Annotated in this window: 18 protein-coding genes; 11 read left to right on the forward strand and 7 right to left on the reverse strand. The window is 61.6% G+C overall.

Annotation, left to right across the window (positions count from 1 at the left end):
* Nucleotides 1-6 precede the first annotated feature (6 nt).
* The gene (locus ACZ445_RS16210) at nt 7-1,284 is read right to left on the reverse strand and encodes an ATP-binding protein (RefSeq protein ID WP_058424089.1); all 1,278 of its coding nucleotides are present in this window, start codon (nt 1,282-1,284) and stop codon (nt 7-9) included.
* Complete coding sequence (locus ACZ445_RS16215) at nt 1,285-1,992, reverse strand: winged helix-turn-helix domain-containing protein (RefSeq protein ID WP_058424090.1); 708 nt, start codon at nt 1,990-1,992, stop codon at nt 1,285-1,287. It lies immediately after the preceding gene.
* 157 nt (nt 1,993-2,149) lie between these two features.
* On the opposite strand from ACZ445_RS16215, the gene ACZ445_RS16220 reads away from it, so the two are divergent.
* Entirely contained in the window at nt 2,150-3,349 is a 1,200-nt protein-coding gene (locus ACZ445_RS16220) for an MFS transporter (RefSeq protein ID WP_464703725.1), read from the forward strand.
* Here the strand turns inward: ACZ445_RS16220 and ACZ445_RS16225 are convergent.
* Complete coding sequence (locus tag ACZ445_RS16225) at nt 3,305-3,907, reverse strand: MiaE family protein (RefSeq protein WP_058424092.1); 603 nt, start codon at nt 3,905-3,907, stop codon at nt 3,305-3,307. The two genes, ACZ445_RS16220 and ACZ445_RS16225, sit on opposite strands and share 45 nt — an antisense overlap.
* Nucleotides 3,908-4,063: 156 nt before the next feature.
* Between ACZ445_RS16225 and ACZ445_RS16230 the strand changes: the two genes are divergently transcribed.
* A complete protein-coding gene (locus ACZ445_RS16230) occupies nt 4,064-4,927 on the forward strand; it encodes a universal stress protein (RefSeq protein WP_464707270.1) in 864 nt (287 codons plus the stop codon).
* 135 nt (nt 4,928-5,062) lie between these two features.
* Here the strand turns inward: ACZ445_RS16230 and ACZ445_RS16235 are convergent, their stop codons facing one another.
* Nucleotides 5,063-5,533 (reverse strand): DUF1289 domain-containing protein, encoded by a 471-nt coding sequence (locus tag ACZ445_RS16235; protein ID WP_058424125.1) that lies wholly within the window; start codon nt 5,531-5,533, stop codon nt 5,063-5,065.
* 396 nt (nt 5,534-5,929) lie between these two features.
* On the opposite strand from ACZ445_RS16235, the gene acnB reads away from it, so the two are divergent.
* The gene (acnB, locus tag ACZ445_RS16240; protein WP_058424094.1) at nt 5,930-8,539 is read left to right on the forward strand and encodes a bifunctional aconitate hydratase 2/2-methylisocitrate dehydratase; all 2,610 of its coding nucleotides are present in this window, start codon (nt 5,930-5,932) and stop codon (nt 8,537-8,539) included.
* Nucleotides 8,540-9,315: 776 nt separating this feature from the next.
* Here the strand turns inward: acnB and ACZ445_RS16245 are convergent.
* Nucleotides 9,316-10,593, reverse strand: coding sequence for a serine/threonine transporter (locus ACZ445_RS16245; RefSeq protein ID WP_071493157.1), 1,278 nt, complete (start codon nt 10,591-10,593; stop codon nt 9,316-9,318).
* 284 nt (nt 10,594-10,877) lie between these two features.
* On the opposite strand from ACZ445_RS16245, the gene ACZ445_RS16250 reads away from it, so the two are divergent.
* The 4 genes from ACZ445_RS16250 (at nt 10,878) to ACZ445_RS16265 (ending at nt 14,542) form a co-directional block, all read left to right on the forward strand.
* Nucleotides 10,878-11,471 carry a TetR/AcrR family transcriptional regulator gene (locus tag ACZ445_RS16250; protein ID WP_464707271.1) on the forward strand — a complete coding sequence of 198 codons (594 nt, stop codon included), beginning with the start codon at nt 10,878-10,880 and terminating at the stop codon, nt 11,469-11,471.
* Between the two features lie 143 nt (nt 11,472-11,614).
* On the forward strand, nt 11,615-12,568 hold the full coding sequence (locus ACZ445_RS16255; RefSeq protein ID WP_464707272.1) for a 2-hydroxyacid dehydrogenase: 954 nt from the start codon (nt 11,615-11,617) through the stop codon (nt 12,566-12,568).
* Between the two features lie 129 nt (nt 12,569-12,697).
* Complete coding sequence (locus ACZ445_RS16260) at nt 12,698-13,765, forward strand: phosphotransferase family protein (RefSeq protein WP_179029435.1); 1,068 nt, start codon at nt 12,698-12,700, stop codon at nt 13,763-13,765.
* A gap of 9 nt (nt 13,766-13,774) precedes the next feature.
* A complete protein-coding gene (locus ACZ445_RS16265) occupies nt 13,775-14,542 on the forward strand; it encodes an SDR family oxidoreductase (RefSeq protein WP_058424099.1) in 768 nt (255 codons plus the stop codon).
* Here ACZ445_RS16265 and ACZ445_RS16270 read toward each other — a convergent pair whose 3' ends face one another.
* Nucleotides 14,543-14,986 (reverse strand): carboxymuconolactone decarboxylase family protein, encoded by a 444-nt coding sequence (locus ACZ445_RS16270; protein ID WP_179029436.1) that lies wholly within the window; start codon nt 14,984-14,986, stop codon nt 14,543-14,545. It lies immediately after the preceding gene.
* Between the two features lie 153 nt (nt 14,987-15,139).
* Between ACZ445_RS16270 and pdxR the strand changes: the two genes are divergently transcribed.
* The 3 genes from pdxR (at nt 15,140) to ACZ445_RS16285 (ending at nt 17,438) form a co-directional block, all read left to right on the forward strand.
* Complete coding sequence (gene pdxR, locus ACZ445_RS16275; RefSeq protein ID WP_058424101.1) at nt 15,140-16,573, forward strand: MocR-like pyridoxine biosynthesis transcription factor PdxR; 1,434 nt, start codon at nt 15,140-15,142, stop codon at nt 16,571-16,573.
* Nucleotides 16,574-16,658: 85 nt separating this feature from the next.
* The gene (locus ACZ445_RS16280) at nt 16,659-16,940 is read left to right on the forward strand and encodes a putative quinol monooxygenase (RefSeq protein ID WP_058424102.1); all 282 of its coding nucleotides are present in this window, start codon (nt 16,659-16,661) and stop codon (nt 16,938-16,940) included.
* Nucleotides 16,941-17,036: 96 nt separating this feature from the next.
* Nucleotides 17,037-17,438, forward strand: coding sequence for a cupin domain-containing protein (locus ACZ445_RS16285; protein WP_058424103.1), 402 nt, complete (start codon nt 17,037-17,039; stop codon nt 17,436-17,438).
* Between the two features lie 135 nt (nt 17,439-17,573).
* Here the strand turns inward: ACZ445_RS16285 and ACZ445_RS16290 are convergent, their stop codons facing one another.
* Nucleotides 17,574-18,203, reverse strand: a complete 630-nt coding sequence (locus ACZ445_RS16290; RefSeq protein ID WP_464707273.1) for a DNA-3-methyladenine glycosylase I — start codon at nt 18,201-18,203, stop codon at nt 17,574-17,576.
* Between the two features lie 217 nt (nt 18,204-18,420).
* Between ACZ445_RS16290 and ACZ445_RS16295 the strand changes: the two genes are divergently transcribed.
* The gene (locus tag ACZ445_RS16295) at nt 18,421-19,746 is read left to right on the forward strand and encodes a C4-dicarboxylate transporter DctA (protein WP_172832151.1); all 1,326 of its coding nucleotides are present in this window, start codon (nt 18,421-18,423) and stop codon (nt 19,744-19,746) included.
* Nucleotides 19,747-19,768 lie beyond the last annotated feature (22 nt).

The raw sequence follows: 19,768 nt of genomic DNA on the forward strand, positions 1-19,768 counted from the left end.
ATAGCGCTATTCGGCGTAGGCCCAGGTCATCCGGAACGACGCGCCGCCCCATTCCGAATCCTGCACTTGCACCTGGCCGCCGTGCCACTGCGACACCCGCTGCACCAGCGCCAGGCCCAGGCCGAAGCCACCGGTGCGGCGGTCGCGGCTGGCGTCCAGGCGCATGAAGGGCTGGAAGATCTTCGAACGGCCTTCCTCCGGCACACCGGGGCCGTCATCACACACCCGCACTTCATAGCCGCTGCCAAACTTGACCAGCGACACTTCCACACGGCGCTCGGCATACCGAATGGCATTGCGCAGCAAGTTGATCACCGCCCGCGCCATAAAGCGCGGTTCGATCTGGATGTAGTCCACTTCGCAGGTACGCAACGACAGTTGGATGCCAGCCGCTTCGGCCTCCAGCGCCACGCTGCCGATCACGCTGTCGAGCCAGCTGTGGGCCTCGATGCGCTCGCGGGTGACCTGGGTGGCGCCGCGCTCCAGGCTGGCGTAGGTGAGCAGTTCGGAGACCATTTCTTCCAGCTCGCCCAGGTCTGCATACATGTCGGCAATCAGTTCGCCGCGCACACGCGGGTCGGCTTGTTGCTTGAGCTGGTCGAGTTCAAAGGACAGGCGTGCAATCGGCGTGCGCAGCTCGTGGGACACCGCATTGGTCAGTTCGCGCTGGTTGGCGATCAGGCTTTCGATGCGCTCGGCCATCTGGTTGAAGTGCCCGGCCAGTTCGCGCACGGTGGAACGGCGCGGCAGCAGGATGCGAGAACCGAGGTCGTTGTCACCAAAGCGTTGTGCGGCCAGGCGAATATGCTCCAGGTCGCGCCAGTGCGGGCGTACCCAGAAATACAGCACGATCGCCAGGCACACCCCGAGAAAACCATAGGCCCACAGGTACAGCCACTTGGGTTCTTCCGGCAGTTTGATTTCCAGCAGTTGCGGGCCGCCGTCAATAGTGGTGAGGAACTCCATGAAGTCGCCGCGCACCACCAGCAAACCGGCAGCCAGCAGTTGCGACTCACGCTCGGTGAGTGCCTGGGTGTCCTTCTGCACCAATTTCAAGTGCAGCCCGTAATGGGGTTGCAGCTCAGCCAGCCGGGCCGGGCGTTCGTCGGCCCTGAGCGGACGCAGTTGCTCCACCAGGGCATACGCCGGCCCCCGCAAGGCTTCGCGGTTATAGGTTTCGTTGGCTTCGGGCAGCAACTCCTCGAAGGTGTAGTTGACCAGCCAGATCGCCCCCGCCAGACCGAGCGCCAGGATCACATACAGGCGCAGAAACAGCCGCAGCATTCAAGCCTCCCACGCGAACGGATTGAACAGGTAGCCCTTGCCCCAGATAGTCTTGATACACACTGGTTCACGGGGGTTGTCGTTGAGCTTGTTACGCAGCTTGCTGATGTACACGTCGACGCTGCGGTTGAGGCCGTCGAACGCGATACCGCGCATGCGGTTGAGGATGTCATCGCGGGACAGGATCGTGCCCGAGTTGCTGGCCAGCAGCCACAGCAGCTCGAACTCCATGGTGGTCAGATCGATCTTGTCATCCCCCAGGCTGACGCCCCGGCAACTGCGATCAATCGCCAACCGCCCGAATGCCAGGGCGCCACGCACCGTCGGTTCCGGGGCCTGGCGCCGCTGCAGCGCACGCAGGCGCGCCAGCAGCACGGGCGGCTTGATCGGCTTGATCACATAGTCGTCGGCGCCGGACTCCAGGCCGAGGATATGGTCCAGGTCATCTTCCTTGGCCGTGAGGATCACAATCGGCGTGTCGGACACCGTGCGGATCCCGCGGCACACATGCAGGCCACTCTGGCCGGGCAGCATCAGGTCGAGCACGACGATCTTCGGCTTGAACTCCAGGAACGCCGCCAGGGCCTCGTCGCCCCGGTGCTCCACACGCACCTCGAAGCCATGCTGCGCCAGGAAGTGCGCAATCAGCCCCGCAAGTTTTTCGTCGTCTTCAACGAGCAAGACCTTGCCCAGCCCCAGGTTTTCCATAAGTTCTCAGTGTGCAGACGCAGATTGAAGAGCTGGCATTATAGGTGGCAAGCTGCGCAACTAAAGCAACTGGCGAGCCGTTGCCGACGAAGCTTCATGCTTTTAAGAGTTTTTAACAAATACCCCGCACTCTTTAACGCCATCCACAGGGAGTTGTATGCGCAAGGATTACCTGGCGTTCTTTGTTTCGCTGTTCCTGTCGCGGCTGGCGGACCAGATCCTGCTGTTCATCGTACCCCTGATCGTATTCCAGACCACCCAGAGTGTCGCCTGGGCCGGGCTGGCGTTCTTCGTCGAGTCGCTGCCGCGCTACCTGGCGTTCCCGGTCTGCGGTGCCTTGTGCGACAAGTTCGCGCCGGTGCGCCTGCTGCAGATCAGCCAGGTTTACCGGGCGCTGGCGTGCGTGCTCGCAGTGGTGCTGTATGGGGTGTTCGACGGCCTCTACTGGATTGTCCTGCTTTCGGCGCTGTGCGGGGTGCTCACGACCCAGGGCATCATGGCGCGGGAAGTGCTGATGCCGCATATCTTCGCGCACTACAGCTACGCCAAGACCCTCTCCTACTCGCAGATCGCCGACCAGGGCGGGCTGGTGCTGGCGCCGCTGGTGGCAGCGCTGATGCTGGAAGTCTGGGCCTGGCATTGGGTGGTACTGGGCGTGGCCGGATTGTTTGTGCTGGCCGACCTGGCGATGCGTGTGTGGCAACGCTCCAGTTCGGCGCACCTGGAAACCTTCGAACAACATCAGGACATCTGGCTGCACCCCCTGAAGATTGCATTCGGACACATCCGCAATCTGCCGGACTTGAAACGGATCATCACCCTGGCCGTGGGGGTGAACCTGATCATTGGCGTGACCCTGGCCACATCGGCGGCGATGGTCACCGGCCACTTTGCGGCGGGCAAGGACGCTTATGCCCTGCTGCAGGCAGCAGGCGCGCTGGTGACCATCGCGATTCTGTTTTACCTGGCCCGCGCCGTCCTGCCGTTGAAGGTACTGGGCGGCTTGTCGTATTCAATGATCGGCGTGGGGGCGGTGATCATGGCCGCAAGCCCAGGCGTGTGGCTGTACGCCGTGGGTTTCCTGTTGGTGACCGGCTTCGACAAGATGTTCAACGTCTACCTGCGCAGCACCCGCCAGCGGGTGATCCCCGTGCAGGACTTCGGCAAGACCGTGGGCGTGATCACCCTGCTCAACAACCTGCCGCAACCCTTGGCGGGCCTGGCGGTGGCGTTGCTGGCGGCACCGCTGGGGACGCAGGCGGTGATCCTGCTGCTGGCCGGGATCACCCTATTGCTTGGCGTGGCCGTGGCCTCAGGCTGGCACGCCACTGTGAAAGCGGAACTCGATGTCGGGTGACTCGATCAGTTCCTGCTCGGTCGCCCTCACCCGCTCGATCACCTGGGCGATGTCCTTGGCGTCGCCGTACTGGTACGCCAGCTTCAGGTAACCCTGGAAGTGCCGCGCCTCGCTTTTCAGCAGGCCGAAGTAGAACTTGCCGAGTTCTTCGTCCAAATGCGGCACCAGGGCTTCGAAACGCTCGCAACTGCGCGCTTCGATAAAGGCGCCGACCACCAAGGTGTCCACCAGTTTCACGGGTTCATGGCTGCGCACCACTTTGCGCAAGCCTGAGGCATAGCGCCCGGCATGCAGCTGGCGCAGCTCGATCTTGCGCTTTTTCATCAGGCGCATGACCTGCTCGTGGTGCACCAGCTCTTCGCGGGCCAGGCGCGACATCATGTTGATCAGGTCGACATGGCTGTAGTACTTGGCGATCAGGCTCAGGGCGGTGCTGGCGGCTTTGAATTCGCAGTTCTTGTGGTCGATCAGCAGGGTTTCCTGATCGGCCAGCGCGGCCTGGACCCAGGCATCAGGGGTGCGGCAACCGAGGAATTCGTGGATTTCTGGCAGGTTCATCGGGCTCACGGGCAAAAGGATCACAAAAGGCCGGCGATTATACCGACCCCGCCGCAGACCACCAGCCACCGGCCTTGATGTGCATCAACATGACGTGCGCGCGCCAGCAACTATAGTTGTTCCAGGCCCCCGCCCTTTTTTATGGAGATCCCGATCATGCAAGCCATCCGCAGCATCCTGGTGGTCATCGAGCCCGAGCATTCGGAAAGCCTGGCCCTCAAGCGTGCCAAGCTGATCGCCGGGGTCACCGATGCGCACCTGCACTTGCTGGTGTGCGACAAGAAGCATGAGCACTCGGCGCTGCTGGCCCTGCTCAAGGCGGGTTTGCAGGAGGACGGCTACAGCGTCAGCACCGAGCAGGCGTGGACTGCCAGCCTGCATGAAACCATTATCGACGTGCAGCAGGCCGAAGGTTGCGGGTTGGTGATCAAGCAGCACTTCCCGGACAGCCCGCTGAAAAAAGCCCTGCTGACGCCGGCGGACTGGAAGCTGCTGCGCTATTGCCCGAGTGCGGTATTGCTGGTCAAGACGTCCACACCCTGGACGGGGGGTGTGATCCTGGCGGCGATCGATGTGGGCAATACCGATGGCGAACACCGTTCGCTGCATAATTCGATCATTGACCATGGCTTTGATATCGCCAACCTTGCCAAGGCGCAGTTGCACGTGATCAGCGCGCATCCGTCGCCGATGCTGTCGGCGGCGGACCCGACGTTCCAGCTCAAGGAAACCATCGAGGCGCGCTACCGTGAGCAATGCAGGGCGTTCCAGGCTGAGTTCGATGTGGATGACAAACACCTGCATATCGAAGAGGGCCCTGCCGATGTGCTGATCCCCTTCCTTGCCCACAAACTGCCGGCGGCGGTCACAATCATCGGGACCGTGGGGCGTACCGGGATTTCCGGGGCGCTGATCGGTAACACTGCGGAGGTGGTGCTGGACGCCCTGGAAAGTGACGTGCTGGTGCTGAAACCTGAGGAAGTGATGGACCGTCTGGTGGAACAGGCCACCAAGGCCTGATGCCGACCTTTCAAACAATGAAGATAAAAAAATGTGGGAGGGGGCTTGCCCCCGATGAGGGTGTGCCAGTTGATAAATCCTGGGCTGACACACTGCAATCGGGGGCAAGCCCCCTCCCACAGGGGTTATCCGTTGTCAGGTGGAAAACACATCGCGCAGGAAACCCGGCGCGATATAGCGCTGGTAATGCGCCTCGGACAGGATAAAGAACTCCCGATCGATCGCATCGCGCAAATTCGGCAACGGCCAGTCGCGAAACTCCGGCAATAGCACCATGCCATAGGCCTCCAGGTTGGAGATCACCCGCGCGCCCCGGGCGATCAACTGGTAGGCCCAGCAGTACTCAGACTGGTGCGGCACGAAGCGGATCTTGCGCTGTTCCAGCTGGCCGCGCAGGGTCTTGGGGTCGAAAACCTCCAGTTTGCCGGCCATCACCTGCACCAACAGCTGCTCCAATCGCAGCCAGACCGCGCGTTTTTCTTCCTCGTTATAGCCATTCCACTGGATCACTTCGTGGTGGAAGCGCTTGCAGCCACGGCACACCAGATCGCCGTAAACCGTGGAGCACAGGCCGACGCAGGGGGTCTTGATGGTTTGGTTGGACATGGGTAACGGCACGCAGATCAGCAAAACAATGCGCCATGTTAGCCCTTTGTCTAAGCTCGATCACCCAGCAAACTTGGTCAGGCAACTTACCTTTAGAAATTTTTTGCCGTAGAATCATCCGGCCTTGTAAGGCGCCAATAATCCGCTGGAAGCTGTTTTCAAAGCGTCACGAGCACAGTCGTTCCTTCAGAACGGTGTTGGCGCGGGCACTGACTCGGTAGGTCAGAGCCCGCGCCAACCCTCATCAGCTCCGTTCTGCAGGCGTAAAACTTTGAAAGCAGCTTCTGTGAGGAATGCCGGCAGCGCTGGCTTTGCGGCCCAAAAAGCCCCCGAGCGCATGCGTGCCGTTCATTTCTGGATGAGCGTCCCGTGGGACCACTGATGAGGGTAATAACTGTGCTTGAAGCCTACCGCAAACATATCGAAGAGCGCGCAGCCCTGGGTATTGTTCCCCAGCCGCTTAACGCCGAACAAACCGCAGGCCTGGTCGAGCTGCTGAAGAACCCCCCGGCTGGCGAAGAAGAATTCCTCGTTGACCTGATCACCAACCGCATTCCACCAGGCGTTGACGAAGCTGCCTACGTCAAGGCCGGTTTCCTGTCTGCCCTGGCCAAGGGCGAAGCCACTTCCCCCCTGATCGACAAGAAACGCGCCGTTGAACTGCTTGGCACCATGCAAGGCGGCTACAACATCGTGACCCTGGTCGAGCTGCTGGACGACGCCACCCTGGCTCCCGTCGCCGCCGCCCAACTCAAGCACACCCTGCTGATGTTCGATGCGTTCCATGACGTGGCCGAAAAAGCCCGTAACGGCAACGAACACGCCAAAGCCGTGATCCAGTCCTGGGCTGACGGCGAGTGGTTCCGCAACCGCCCTACCCTGGCCGACAAGATCAGCCTGCGCGTATTCAAGGTGACCGGCGAAACCAACACCGATGACCTGTCCCCTGCTCCCGATGCCTGGTCCCGTCCAGACATCCCACTGCACGCCCTGGCCATGTTGAAAATGGCTCGCGAAGGCATCGTGCCGGACGAGCAAGGCAAGACCGGCCCGATGAAGCAGATCGAAGAAATGCGCGGCCAAGGCTTCCCGATCGCCTACGTCGGTGACGTGGTCGGTACCGGTTCGTCGCGTAAATCCGCAACCAACTCCGTGCTGTGGTTCTTCGGCGACGACGTTCCTTACGTGCCGAACAAGCGCGCTGGTGGCTTCTGCTTCGGCAGCAAGATCGCCCCGATCTTCTACAACACCATGGAAGATGCGGGCGCACTACCAATCGAGTTCGACGTCACAAACATGAACATGGGTGACGTGATCGACCTGTACCCGCACGCAGGCAAGGTCTGCAAGCACGGTACCGACGAAGTCATCACCACCTTCGAAATGAAGACCCCGGTGCTGTTGGACGAAGTCCGCGCCGGCGGCCGTATCCCGTTGATCATCGGTCGCGGCCTGACCGACAAGGCCCGTGCCGAGCTGGGCCTGGGCCCAACCGACCTGTTCAAGCTGCCTGAAGCGCCTGTCGACACTGGCAAAGGCTTCACCCTGGCACAGAAAATGGTCGGCAAGGCATGCGGCCTGCCAGAAGGCAAAGGCGTTCGTCCTGGCACCTACTGCGAGCCGAAGATGACCACCGTGGGTTCCCAGGACACCACCGGTCCGATGACCCGTGACGAACTGAAAGACCTGGCGTGCCTGGGCTTCTCGACCGACCTGGTAATGCAGTCGTTCTGCCACACCGCGGCCTATCCAAAGCCGATCGACGTGACCACCCACCACACCCTGCCTGACTTCATCATGACCCGCGGCGGTGTATCGCTGCGTCCAGGCGACGGCATCATCCACAGCTGGCTGAACCGCATGCTGCTGCCGGACACCGTGGGTACCGGTGGTGACTCCCACACCCGTTTCCCGATGGGCATTTCGTTCCCGGCCGGTTCCGGTCTGGTTGCGTTCGCCGCAGCCACTGGCGTGATGCCACTGGACATGCCGGAATCGATCCTGGTGCGCTTCAAAGGCAAGATGAAGCCTGGCATCACCCTACGTGACCTGGTTCATGCCATTCCTTACTACGCGATCCAGTCGGGTCTGCTGACTGTAGAGAAGAAAGGCAAGAAGAACGCCTTCTCCGGCCGCATCCTGGAAATCGAAGGCCTGAACGACCTGACGCTGGAACAGGCTTTCGAGCTGTCCGACGCCTCGGCTGAACGTTCGGCTGCCGGTTGCACCATCAAGCTGTCGAAAGAGTCGATCACCGAATACCTGAACTCCAACATCACCCTGCTGCGCTGGATGATCGGTGAAGGCTACGGCGATGCACGCACCCTGGAACGTCGCGCCCAAGCGATGGAAGCCTGGGTCAAGAACCCTGAGCTGATGGAAGCCGATGCCGACGCGGAATACGCCGAAATCATCGAGATCGACCTGGCCGAGATCAACGAGCCGATCCTCTGCGCACCGAACGACCCGGACGATGCCCGTCTGCTGTCGAGCGTTGCCGGCGAGAAGATCGACGAAGTGTTCATCGGTTCGTGCATGACCAACATCGGTCACTTCCGTGCCGCCGGCAAGCTGCTGGAGCAGGTCAAGGGCCAGCTGCCAACCCGTCTGTGGCTGTCGCCGCCGACCAAGATGGACGCTCACCAACTGACCGAAGAAGGCTACTACGGCATCTACGGCAAGGCTGGCGCGCGCATGGAAATGCCGGGCTGCTCGCTGTGCATGGGTAACCAGGCACGTGTTGAGCCGAACTCGACCGTGGTGTCGACGTCGACCCGTAACTTCCCGAACCGTCTGGGTGACGGCGCCAACGTCTACCTGGCTTCGGCCGAACTGGCAGCGGTAGCTTCTACCCTGGGTCGCCTGCCGACCGTCGAAGAGTACATGGGCTACGCAGCGAAACTGGACACCATGGCCAGTGACGTCTACCGCTACCTGAACTTCGACCAGATTGCCGAGTTCCGCAAGATCGCAGCAAGCGCCAACATTCCGGTGATTCAAGCCTAAGGTGTTGATGTGAAGAGACGCCGCGTATCGTGAGGTACGCGGCGTTTTTTTATGTCTGGGATATGGTGGCGTACTTGGATGCTGGGTGAGATCGAGTACATATCCGTTATTTGGGTAACGGCTACTTATGGTTCCGCCCTTACGGCGGCTCACTTTTGAAAAGCCGGAATGCCGGCCCAGTCAAAAGTAAGCAAAACGCTCTTGCCCCAACACTCGGTACCTCGCCTAGGCTCGGTATGCCCGTAATCCGACAGTGATTTGGGGGGCCGCCTTAGATCAAAATCAAAAGCAGATCAAGAGCCAGAGCAAACCACCCTTCAACTGATACATGAAGATCAAACTGTGGGAGGGGGCTTGCCCCCGATGGCGGTGTGTCAGCCAACTCATCAGTGACTGACCCACTGCCATCGGGGGCAAGCCCCCTCCCACACTTTGACCGAGTACCGGCCATACAATCCGGTCGACTCTAAGGCCGCCGCGCTCCTGCTTTTGATCTGGGGCGCCCCGTCAAACACGCTGGCCGAACGCAGGCTTGAATCCGTGGCTAACCCGGCAGGACGCCGGGTTAGCCGCCCCGCGCCATGGATGGCGCGTGGCGGCGGCCCACGGAGTCAAGCCTACGTTCGGGAACACCGAGCCTAGGCGAGGTGCCGAGTGTTGGGGCAAGAGCCTTTTGCTTACTTTGGGGCTTTTCCAAAGTGAGCCGCCGTAAGGGCGGAACCAATATCAGCCGCTACCTAAATAACGGATATGTACACCAACAGACCACACCAACCTCAAACAAAAAACGAATAAACCACCGCAGTAATCGCCACCAGCCCAACCGCCGTGACAAACACATTGGACGCCTGCCCCCGGTACTTGGCCATGGCCGGCACTTTACGAATGGCATACATCGGCATCAGGAAAAGAATCGAAGCAATGATCGGACCGCCCAGCGCCTCGATCATGCCGAGAATGCTCGGGTTCAACGTCGCCACGATCCAGCACACCACCAGCATGAACGCCGCCGTCATGCGGTCCAGGCGCTTGGCCTGCGGACGACGACCCGTCTTCAGCACCAGGCCCTTGAGGCCTTCGCTGGCGCCGATGTAGTGACCCAGGAACGACTTGGCAATTGCCACGAACGCAATCAACGGCGCTGCGAACTCGATGGTCGGGTTATTGAAGTGGTTGGCCAGGTACGACAGGATCGACAGGTTCTGCGCCTTCGCTTCGGCCAGTTGCGCCGGCGACAGGGTCAGCACGCAGCTGAACACGAAGAACAGCACCATCACCACCATCAACAGGTGCGCACGCGACAGGATCTGCGAACTGCGCTCATCGGCATGGGCGCCGTACTGGCGCTTCTGGTCCACCGCAAAGGCCGAGATGATCGGCGAATGGTTGAACGAAAACACCATCACCGGGATCGCCAGCCAAAGGGTGTTGAGCAGTGCGGACGGTGCCGGGACTTGGCTGGCGGTGCTGAGGATGCCGCCGTTCCAATGCGGGATCAGGTAAACCGCCAGGAACAGCAACGCGACGATGAACGGATACACCATCAGGCTCATGGCCTTGACGATCACTTGCTCACCGCAACGCACCACGCCCAGCAGGCCGAGGATCAGCACGAACGACAGGATCGCCCGTGGCGGTGGCGCGATGTGCAGTTGATGCTCCATGAAGCTGCCGACCGTGTTGGTCAACGCCACGCTGTAGATCAGCAGGATCGGGAAGATGGCAAAGAAGTACAGCAAGGTAATCAGCGCGCCGGCCTTGATGCCGAAGTGTTCTTCCACTACGTCGGTGATGTCGGAGCCTGCACGGCCAGACAGTACGAAACGGGTCAGGCCACGGTGGGCGAAGAAGGTCATCGGGAACGCCAGCAGCGCGAGGATCACCAGGGGCCAGAAGCCGCCCAGGCCCGCGTTGATCGGCAAGAACAGCGTACCGGCGCCAATGGCGGTACCGAACAGGCCAAGCATCCAGGTGGTGTCCTGGCGGCTCCAGCTTGTGAGGGTTGCAGGTGTCGTTGCATAGCGTTCGTCGACGCTATTGGCCTGATCATTCATCCGGTCGGATCTCCGCATTTACACGGCCGGGACGAGTCAGAAAAACCTGACAGGCAGCGCCCCGACCATAGAAGGGGCCGGATTGTCCGGGATTCTTTTGAATAAGCAAAGACTTAGCTGAGGAACGGTGGTGCGGTACAGGCCCGCAGGGGCGGCTGTAGGCGGCGATTTTCGCGGCGCTTGGCGAGAGACCTGATATACATTCCCGCACAAATCTATTTTAGAATTTCACACGTTACTGTAGTTTTCACACAACGCCCACCGTGTATCCAGAGAGCCCCGCCATGCCTCGCGTCTCCCGCAAACAAGCCGATCTCAACCGCGAAATCATCGTCAAGGCCGCCACGCACCTGTTTCGCGAACGCGGGCTGCACGGTATCAGCCTGTCAGACGTGATGGCCGCTGCCGGCCTGACCCACGGCGGGTTCTACGGGCATTTCGCGTCCAAGGAGGCCCTGGCCACCGAAGCCTGCCAACAGGCATTCGAGCACGCCAACCTGGGCTGGCAAGCCAAAATCGAGCACAGCGACGACCAACGTGCCGCGCGCCAGGCCGTGCTGGGGCCTTACTTGACCGCCACCCACCGCGACAACCCTGGCGACGGTTGCCCGGTGTCGGCCTTCGCCCCGGACATGTGCCATGAACCCGCCGACACTGCCTTGCAGCACACCTTTATAGAAGGCGTGGAAAAGTCCCTGGAGATCTTTGCCCAACTGGAAAACGGAGACCGTCAAGCGATGCTGGCCCATTACGCGATGATGGTGGGCGCAGTGACCCTGGCACGTGCGACACGAGGCAATAGCCTGTCGGACGAGTTCCTGACAGCTGCAAGAAATGCCCTCCTGCCCGTTGAAAGCCCTTCCCCCGTCCCGGCATGACCAGGCCATGAACTTTTTCCGGCTCGTCCTCACCCGTACCACCACGACCGCTTCCGGCGGCGGGCAAGCGCAGTCGAGACCCGCTTCTGACCGCACAAATACGGCATACTCCTACCCTCAAACCCTTCAGGAAGAGCCTTCCGATGACCGCCACTGTTCTGGTCCTGGTTGAAACCATCAACGAATACCTGCCCATCATCGAGGGCAATGACTTTCATGTGATCCTGGCGCCGACACCCGCCGAACGCGCCGACGCCATCAAGGCCCACGGCAGCCAGATCAAGGCGGTGCTGACCCGTGGCCCGCTGGGTTTGTACGCCGAGGAAATCGCCGCCCTGCCCCTGCTGGAAATCATCTGTGTGATCGGTGCCGGCTACGAACACGTCGACCTGCAGGCCGCCAGCAATCGCGGGATCGTGGTCACCAACGGCGCCGGGGTGAATGCGCCGTCGGTGGCCGATCACGCCATGGCGTTGCTGCTGGCGCTGGTGCGCGGCATCCCGCAGACGGACGCCGCCGTGCGCCGCAGCGAATGGCCCAAAGTGATGCGCCCGTCCCTGGGCGGCAAGCAACTGGGCATCCTCGGACTGGGCGCCGTGGGTATGGAGATCGCCAAGCGCGCCGCCCTGGGGTTCGGCATGGAAGTGAGCTATCACAACCGCCAGCCGCGTGACGATGTGGACTACACCTACTGCGCCACCGCCGTCGAGCTGGCGCGCACCTCGGACTTCCTGATCCTGGCCACGCCGGGCGGCGCCAGCACCCGCCACCTGATCGACCGCCACGCCCTGGATGCCCTGGGGCCGAATGGCTACCTGGTCAATATCGGCCGTGGCAGCGTGGTGGTTACCGCCGACCTGGTCGCCGCCCTGGAGCAGCGTCGCATCGGTGGCGCCGCGCTGGATGTGTTCGACGATGAGCCCAAGGTGCCCGACGCGCTCAAGAAACTCAGCAATACCGTGCTCACCTCCCACGTGGCCGGGCTGTCGCCGGAAGCGGCCCACGATACCGTGCAACGCGTGGCCGACAACCTGGTGGAGTACTTTGCCGGCCGCCCGGTGCTCACCCCGGTCGCCCTGCCCCCGCCCACTAAATGACCGATCAGGCACGCTGATCATCGTCCAACACGCTAACCTATTAAGCCGCCCCGACCTTGTCGCTGGGCGGCTGCGCGCATTAGATTAGGAAATAGTCCGAGGCCTTTAGAATAAGCAGAAGGGATAAGCATGGCGCTGAACGACCAATCGACCCAGATTCGCCCAGGCGAAGAGCTTGATGCCAGCCTGATCGATCCCTACCTCAAGGCCCATATCCCGGGCCTGGACGGCACGCCCAGGATCAGCCAGTTTCCCGGTGGCGCCTCGAACCTGACCTACCTGCTGGAATACCCCGGCCAGGAATTCGTGCTGCGTCGCCCGCCCTTTGGCCACAAGGCCAAGTCCGCCCATGACATGGGCCGCGAATACCGCATTCTCAACCAGCTCAAGGACGGCTTCCCCTATTGCCCCAAGGCCTACGTGCATTGCACGGATGAGTCGGTGATCGGTGCCGAGTTCTATGTGATGGAGCGCGTCAACGGCATCATCCTGCGCTCCGACCTGCCGCCCGAACTGGGCCTGGACGCCACCCGGACCGAGGCGTTGTGCAAAAGCTTCATCGACAAGTTCGTCGAACTGCATCAGGTGGACTACCACGCCTGCGGCCTGGCCGACCTGGGCAAGCCGGAAGGCTATGTAGAGCGCCAGATCCGTGGCTGGAACGATCGCTACGAAAAAGCCCTGACCCCCGACGCACCGCGCTGGGAAGCGGTACGCGCCTGGCTCAACGACAAGATGCCGGCCGATCACCCCACGTCCAGCATCGTGCACAACGACTACCGCTTCGATAACGTGATCCTCGACCCGCACAACCCGATGCAGATCATCGGCGTGCTGGACTGGGAACTCACCACCCTCGGCGACCCGCTGATGGACCTGGGCAACACCCTCGCCTACTGGATCGAAGCGGCGGACCCGGCGCCCGTGCAGCTGATGCGACGCCAGCCGAGCAACGCACCCGGCATGCTCACCCGCCGCGAGTTCGTCGACTATTACGCCGAACGCTCCGGCATCCAGATCGACAATTTCGACTTCTACTACACCTACGGCCTGTTCCGCCTGGCCGGTATCGTGCAGCAAATCTACTACCGCTTCTTCCATGGCCAGACCCAGGACAAACGCTTTGCGCAGTTCATTCACATGAACAAGCTGCTCGAGCAGATGAGCCTGAACGTCATCAGCAAATCGTCCCTTTAAGGAACCGCTATGTCCAAGACCCACCTGTTCGACCTCGATGGCAAGATCGCATTCGTTTCCGGCGCCAGCCGTGGCATCGGTGAAGCCATCGCCAAGTTGCTGGCCCAGCAAGGCGCCCATGTGATCGTCTCCAGCCGCAAGCTCGAAGGCTGCCAGCACGTCGCCGACGCAATCATCGCTGACGGCGGCAAGGCCACGGCCATCGCTTGCCATATCGGTGAAATGGAGCAGATCACCCAGGTATTCGCCGGCATCCGCGAGCAATTCGGCCGCCTGGATATCCTGGTCAACAACGCCGCGACCAACCCGCAATTCTGCAACGTGCTGGACACCGACCTCGGTGCGTTCCAGAAGACCGTTGACGTGAACATCCGTGGCTACTTCTTCATGTCCGTGGAAGCCGGCAAGCTGATGCGCGAGAACGGCGGCGGCAGCATCATCAACGTCGCCTCGATCAACGGGATCTCGCCGGGCGTGTTCCAAGGCATCTACTCGGTGACCAAGGCCGCCGTGATCAACATGACCAAGGTGTTCGCCAAGGAATGCGCCGCCTTCGGCATTCGCTGCAACGCCCTGCTGCCGGGCCTGACCGACACCAAGTTCGCCTCGGCCCTGGTGAAGAACGATTCCATCCTGAAAATGGCCCTGGCCCAGATCCCGCTCAAGCGCGTGGCCGAGCCGAGCGAGATGGCCGGTGCGGTGCTGTTCCTGGCCAGTGACGCGTCCAGCTACACCACCGGTGTATCGCTGAATGTGGACGGTGGTTTCCTGTCCTGATCAGGCATTCGGCGGCTGTTGCCGAAAGCTCACCGCCAGGCGGTTCCAGCCACTGATGCTGGACACCGCCATGGTCAGGTCCACCAGTTCCTGCTCGCTGAACTCCACACGCACCGCCGCGTACAGCTCATCCGGCACCGTCGAGGTGGGCAGTGTCGCCACCGACTCGCTCCAGGCCAATGCAGCCTTTTCCCGCGCGTTGAAGAACGGCGAATCCCGCCATACGCACAAGGCAAACAAACGTCGCTCGGTTTCGCCGCGTTGACGCGCCGCCATCGAGTGCATGTCCGTGCAGAAACCACAGTGGTTGAGCTGCGATACACGAATCTTGATCAGCTCCAGCAAAGGTTTTTCGATGGACAGGTCGAAGGTGGTCGCCTCCAGCATCAGCATGCCCTTGAGCGCTTGCGGCGAGGCGGTGTAGTAATCCAGGCGGGGTTCCATGGGCGTTTCTCTGAGGTTGCGGCAAGGACAGTACAGCCTAGAACCCGCATGGAATAAGCCCTATAGCCAATCGGCCGGTTTATGCACAGACCATTTTGCGCCAGCCCTGCACACGCGTACTCTTGGCGCAGGTTGAATGCCCCGGGATAAGTCATGGAACTGCACGTTGTGATCAATGGCCGCAAGGACTTGGCCGAACAGCTCTATCAACAGCTGCGCGAAGCCATCGGGTCTGGGCGCCTGGCCGCCGGCGCGCAACTACCGCCAAGCCGTTTGCTTGCCGAACAATTGGGCGTGTCGCGCAAGACCGTGTCCGACACCTACGCCACCCTGACCTACGAAGGCCTGCTGGTGGGCAAGACCGGTCGCGGCACCTTCGTCAACGCGCGCTCGCCGCAGTCCGAGCGCGTGCAAACCGCCACCGACCTGGCCTGCGCCGCCAACCTGGCGAAATGGCAGGCGCTGCCCTCGCCCATGCGTCATCCCACCCGCGACAGCACCTTGCGCTATGAATTTATCGGCGGCGCCACCAGCCGTAACCAGTTCCCCCAGGACGAATGGCGCCGCTGCACCCAGGACGCGCTGCGGCGCATTGCCCAGAACAGCGGGTTCTACAGCCAGCCCGAAGGCTTGCCGGCGCTGCGCAGCGCGATCGCCGGGCACATCGCGTTCTCCCGTGGGGTCAACTGCCGCGACAGCGACATCGTGGTCACCAACGGCGCGCAACAGGCGCTGGACCTGATTGCCCGCGTGGTGCTGGAACCGGGCAGCATCGTGGCCATGGAAGACCCCGGCTACAGCCCAGCCCGCCAGATGTTCATGGCGGTGGGCGCCCAGGTCGCCAGCGTGCCGGTGGACGAACAGGGCATCCAGGTCGACCTGATCCCCAACGACACACGGCTGATCTACGTGACGCCCTCCCACCAGTTCCCCCTCGGCATGCCCATGAGCCTGGCACGCCGTGAAGCCTTGCTCGCGCGGGCGTTCGAGTTGGGCGCGATCATTATCGAGGACGACTACGACAGCGAATTCCGCTACGAGGGGCGGCCCACCGACTCCTTGCAAAGCATGGACACCCGTGCCGTGGTGACCTATGTGGGCACCTTCTCGAAAACCTTGCTGCCGGAGCTGCGCCTGGGCTACGCGGTGCTGCCACCGGCGATCTACGGTGCGGCGCTCAAGGCCAAGCAATTGACTGACCAGCACAGCTCCACCCTGCCCCAGTGGGCGCTGGCCAAATTCATCAGCGAGGGCTACCTGCTCAAGCACATCCGTCGCTGCCATACGGTCTACGCCGGGCGTCGCGAGCGCATCCTGCAACGCCTGGCGGGGGACCTGTCGCCGTGGTTCGAAGCGGTGCCGACCGTGGCCGGGTTCCACATGGCGGCGCTGTGCAAGGTGCCGGTGAATATCCCGCTGCTGATGGAGCTGGCGCGTCGGGTGGAAGTGGGTTTGTACCCCCTGGACGTGTTCTTCCACGACGCGCCGGTACGCTCGGGCCTGATCATCGGCTTCGGCGCGATCGAGACCCTGGACATCGACCCGGCGCTGGACAAGGTGCGCGATATTCTCCAGCAGATTGGCTAACGGATTTTCCGCCGGATTGGTCGTTGGTCGTGTCACCATCAGGCTCTAGCCTGTGCACTGCCACCCGACCTCGGAGACCATCGCCATGCAAGCCTTTGCCTATAACACTGTCCATGTCCGCGCGGCGGTCGGGCGCTCATCGGAACTGGGCGAACGCCTGCAAAGGATTGTCGACGCCGTACGCACCGCGCCCGGTTGCCTGGATTACACCGTTCAGCGCGACCCGGTGGACCCCGACCTGTGGACCGTCAACGGCCGTTGGGCCTGCGTCCGACAACTCAACGCCCACTTCGCGCTCCCTGCGCTGCAGGGGTTCATCGAACTGACCCGCGAACACCTGGCCCGCCGCCTGGATTTCGACCACTGAGGCATTGGCCTCCTGGTCTTCGCAGGGATTGGTCATTGGTCACCCAGGCTTTGCGGCGTAGGGTGAACAGGTCTCGAACTACTCGGAAACTTCATCATGAAACAATTGCTCGCCGCCGCCCTGACGCTCGCTTCGCTCAGCGCCTTGGCTCACGAACCGGTGTACAACCAGGAATCGATCAAGGTCCTGCAGGAGCACGCGCTGACCAATGTCCCGGGCAAGAAAACCCTCATGCTCACCGTCGACTATGCCCCCGGCCAGGCCACCGTGCCCCACAGCCACACCGGCACCGCCGTGGCCTACGTGCTGGAAGGCGCGATCACTTCACGGGTGAATGACGAGCCCGCAAAAACCTACAAGGTCGGGGAGTCGTTCTACGAGCCGGCCGGTTCCCGGCACTTCGAATCGAGCAATGCCAGCCAGACCCAACCGGCCAAGCTGCTGGTGGTGATGGTGCTGGATGACAAGGCCGAGGTTCTTACCCCCCTGCCCAAGTAACCCGCCACGCCACAAATCAGAAAGGTGGAAGGGGGCTTGCCCCCGATAGCAGAGTGTCAGCCAATGAATCGGCTACTGATACGCCGCCATCGGGGCAAGCCCCCTCCCACATTTTGATTTGCATCGGTCAGTGACTCAGGGCCGTTTGAACTGGCGGCGCAGGTCTTGGATCCGCTCGCGGCAGGCGCAACCTTCGAGGTGATCATTGACCATGCCCATCGCCTGCATCAACGCATACATCGTGGTCGGCCCCACGAACGTCCAGCCGCGCTTCTTCAAGGCCTTGGACAAGCGCACTGAGGCCGGCGACGTGGGATTGCCCGTCCAGTAAGCCATGTCCACCACCGCCGGCCGTTCCTCCTCACTGGGTTCGAACGCCCACAACCAGCGCGCCAGTGAGCCGGTCTCATCCACCAGCTCACAGGCGCGGCGCGCATTGTTGATCGTGGACACGATCTTGGCCCGATTGCGCACGATGCCCGGGTCCTGCATCAAGCGCGCGATATCCGCCTCGCCGTACTGCGCCACTCTTCTGAAATCAAAGCCCTCGAACGCCACTCGAAACTGTTCGCGCTTGCGCAAAATGGTGATCCACGCCATGCCCGCCTGAAAGCCTTCGAGGCAGATCTTCTCGTACAACTGGATATCGTCCGCCACCGGCACGCCCCATTCGGCGTCGTGATAACGCGGGTACTCCGGCGCCGCCGTGCGCCAGGTGCAGTGGGTCTGCCCGGTTTCGTCAGTGGTCAGTCCTGGTGTGTCCATCCATCACCTCATGTGCCGAGCATCGGATGATAAGCGAAAAAATTTCCGCCCCGCCAACCGCTCAAGCATCACCCTTACCGACCAACTGGTCAGACCGGGACCTGTCAACCGCCAAATAATTGCTTGTGATTTCAAAAATACCGGGCGTAGACTGGACCCGCACTGGACTTACCGGTAAGACCACAACAATTAAGCCCTGGAACCACCAGGGCACCGAATAGAGATCCCTCCCATGCTCAGATGGTGCTCGCGTTCGATTTTCCTGCAAGTCGTGATTGGCCTGATGCTCGGCATCGCCTGCGGCCTGGCCCTTCCCGAATTCTCCTCGCAACTCAAACCCCTGGGTGACGGCTTTATCAAGCTGATCAAAATGCTGATCGGCCTGATCGTGTTCTGCGTGGTGGTCAGTGGCATTTCCGGCGCCGGCGACTTGAAGAAAGTCGGGCGCATCGGCCTGAAGTCGGTGATCTACTTTGAGATCCTCACCACCGTCGCCCTGGTGATCGGTTTGGTCATGGCCTTCAGCACCGGCATCGGCCAAGGCGCCAATATCCACCTGGAACAGTTGTCGTCCGCTGGTTTGAATGAACTGGCCGACAAGGGCCAGCATATCCGCGGCACCAGCCAGTTCCTGATGGACCTGATCCCCAACTCGGTGATCGGTGCCTTTGCCGACAACAACGTACTGCAAGTCCTGCTGTTTTCGGTACTGTTCGGCAGCGCGCTGAACCTGGTGGGCGAAGCGGCATCGGGCATCTCGCGGCTGATCAACGAACTGAGCCACATCATCTTCCGCATCATGGGCATGATCGTGCGCCTGGCGCCGATCGGTGTGTTCGGTGCGATCGCCTTCACCACCAGTACCTACGGGCTCGACTCGCTGCAACACCTGGGGAGCCTGGTGGGCCTGTTCTACCTGACCTGCTTTGCCTTCGTCGCGCTGATCCTCGGCCTGGTAATGCGCCTGTCGGGCCTGCGCATGTTGCCGCTGCTCAAGTACCTGCGTGAAGAATTGCTGATCGTGATGGGCACCGCCTCCTCCGATGCTGTGCTGCCACAGATCATGCGCAAGCTGGAACACCTGGGCATTGGCAGCTCCACCGTCGGCCTGGTGATTCCAACCGGGTATTCGTTCAACCTCGATGGCTTCTCGATCTACCTGACCCTGGCCATTGTGTTCATCGCCAATGCCACCGGTACACCCCTGTCGATGACCGACCTGCTGACGATCCTGCTGGTGTCGCTGATCACCTCTAAGGGCGCCCACGGGATTCCGGGGTCGGCGCTGGTGATCCTGGCGGCGACCCTCACGGCGATTCCGGCGATTCCGGTGGTGGGCCTGGTGCTGGTGCTGGCGGTGGATTGGTTCATGGGTATTGGCCGTGCTTTGACTAACCTGATCGGCAACTGCGTGGCCACCGTGGCGATTGCACGCTGGGAAAAAGACATCGACATCCAGCGCGCCAACAAGGTGCTCGACGGTCAGCAAGGCTATGCGTTCCAGGCCAAGAAGCCGGTGTTGCCCGCACACCAGGAGTTCTGAAATGTGGGAGGGGGCTTGCCCC

Source organism: Pseudomonas allii (assembly GCF_055380095.1).

Coding starts and splice junctions, on each gene's coding strand:
- ACZ445_RS16210 (WP_058424089.1), bottom strand. CDS start 1,284: ATGCTGCGGCTGTTTCTGCGCCTGTATGTGATCCTGGCGCTCGGTCTG.
- ACZ445_RS16215 (WP_058424090.1), bottom strand. CDS start 1,992: ATGGAAAACCTGGGGCTGGGCAAGGTCTTGCTCGTTGAAGACGACGAA.
- ACZ445_RS16220 (WP_464703725.1), top strand. CDS start 2,150: ATGCGCAAGGATTACCTGGCGTTCTTTGTTTCGCTGTTCCTGTCGCGG.
- ACZ445_RS16225 (WP_058424092.1), bottom strand. CDS start 3,907: ATGAACCTGCCAGAAATCCACGAATTCCTCGGTTGCCGCACCCCTGAT.
- ACZ445_RS16230 (WP_464707270.1), top strand. CDS start 4,064: ATGCAAGCCATCCGCAGCATCCTGGTGGTCATCGAGCCCGAGCATTCG.
- ACZ445_RS16235 (WP_058424125.1), bottom strand. CDS start 5,533: ATGTCCAACCAAACCATCAAGACCCCCTGCGTCGGCCTGTGCTCCACG.
- ACZ445_RS16245 (WP_071493157.1), bottom strand. CDS start 10,593: ATGAATGATCAGGCCAATAGCGTCGACGAACGCTATGCAACGACACCT.
- ACZ445_RS16250 (WP_464707271.1), top strand. CDS start 10,878: ATGCCTCGCGTCTCCCGCAAACAAGCCGATCTCAACCGCGAAATCATC.
- ACZ445_RS16255 (WP_464707272.1), top strand. CDS start 11,615: ATGACCGCCACTGTTCTGGTCCTGGTTGAAACCATCAACGAATACCTG.
- ACZ445_RS16260 (WP_179029435.1), top strand. CDS start 12,698: ATGGCGCTGAACGACCAATCGACCCAGATTCGCCCAGGCGAAGAGCTT.
- ACZ445_RS16265 (WP_058424099.1), top strand. CDS start 13,775: ATGTCCAAGACCCACCTGTTCGACCTCGATGGCAAGATCGCATTCGTT.
- ACZ445_RS16270 (WP_179029436.1), bottom strand. CDS start 14,986: ATGGAACCCCGCCTGGATTACTACACCGCCTCGCCGCAAGCGCTCAAG.
- pdxR (WP_058424101.1), top strand. CDS start 15,140: ATGGAACTGCACGTTGTGATCAATGGCCGCAAGGACTTGGCCGAACAG.
- ACZ445_RS16280 (WP_058424102.1), top strand. CDS start 16,659: ATGCAAGCCTTTGCCTATAACACTGTCCATGTCCGCGCGGCGGTCGGG.
- ACZ445_RS16285 (WP_058424103.1), top strand. CDS start 17,037: ATGAAACAATTGCTCGCCGCCGCCCTGACGCTCGCTTCGCTCAGCGCC.
- ACZ445_RS16290 (WP_464707273.1), bottom strand. CDS start 18,203: ATGGACACACCAGGACTGACCACTGACGAAACCGGGCAGACCCACTGC.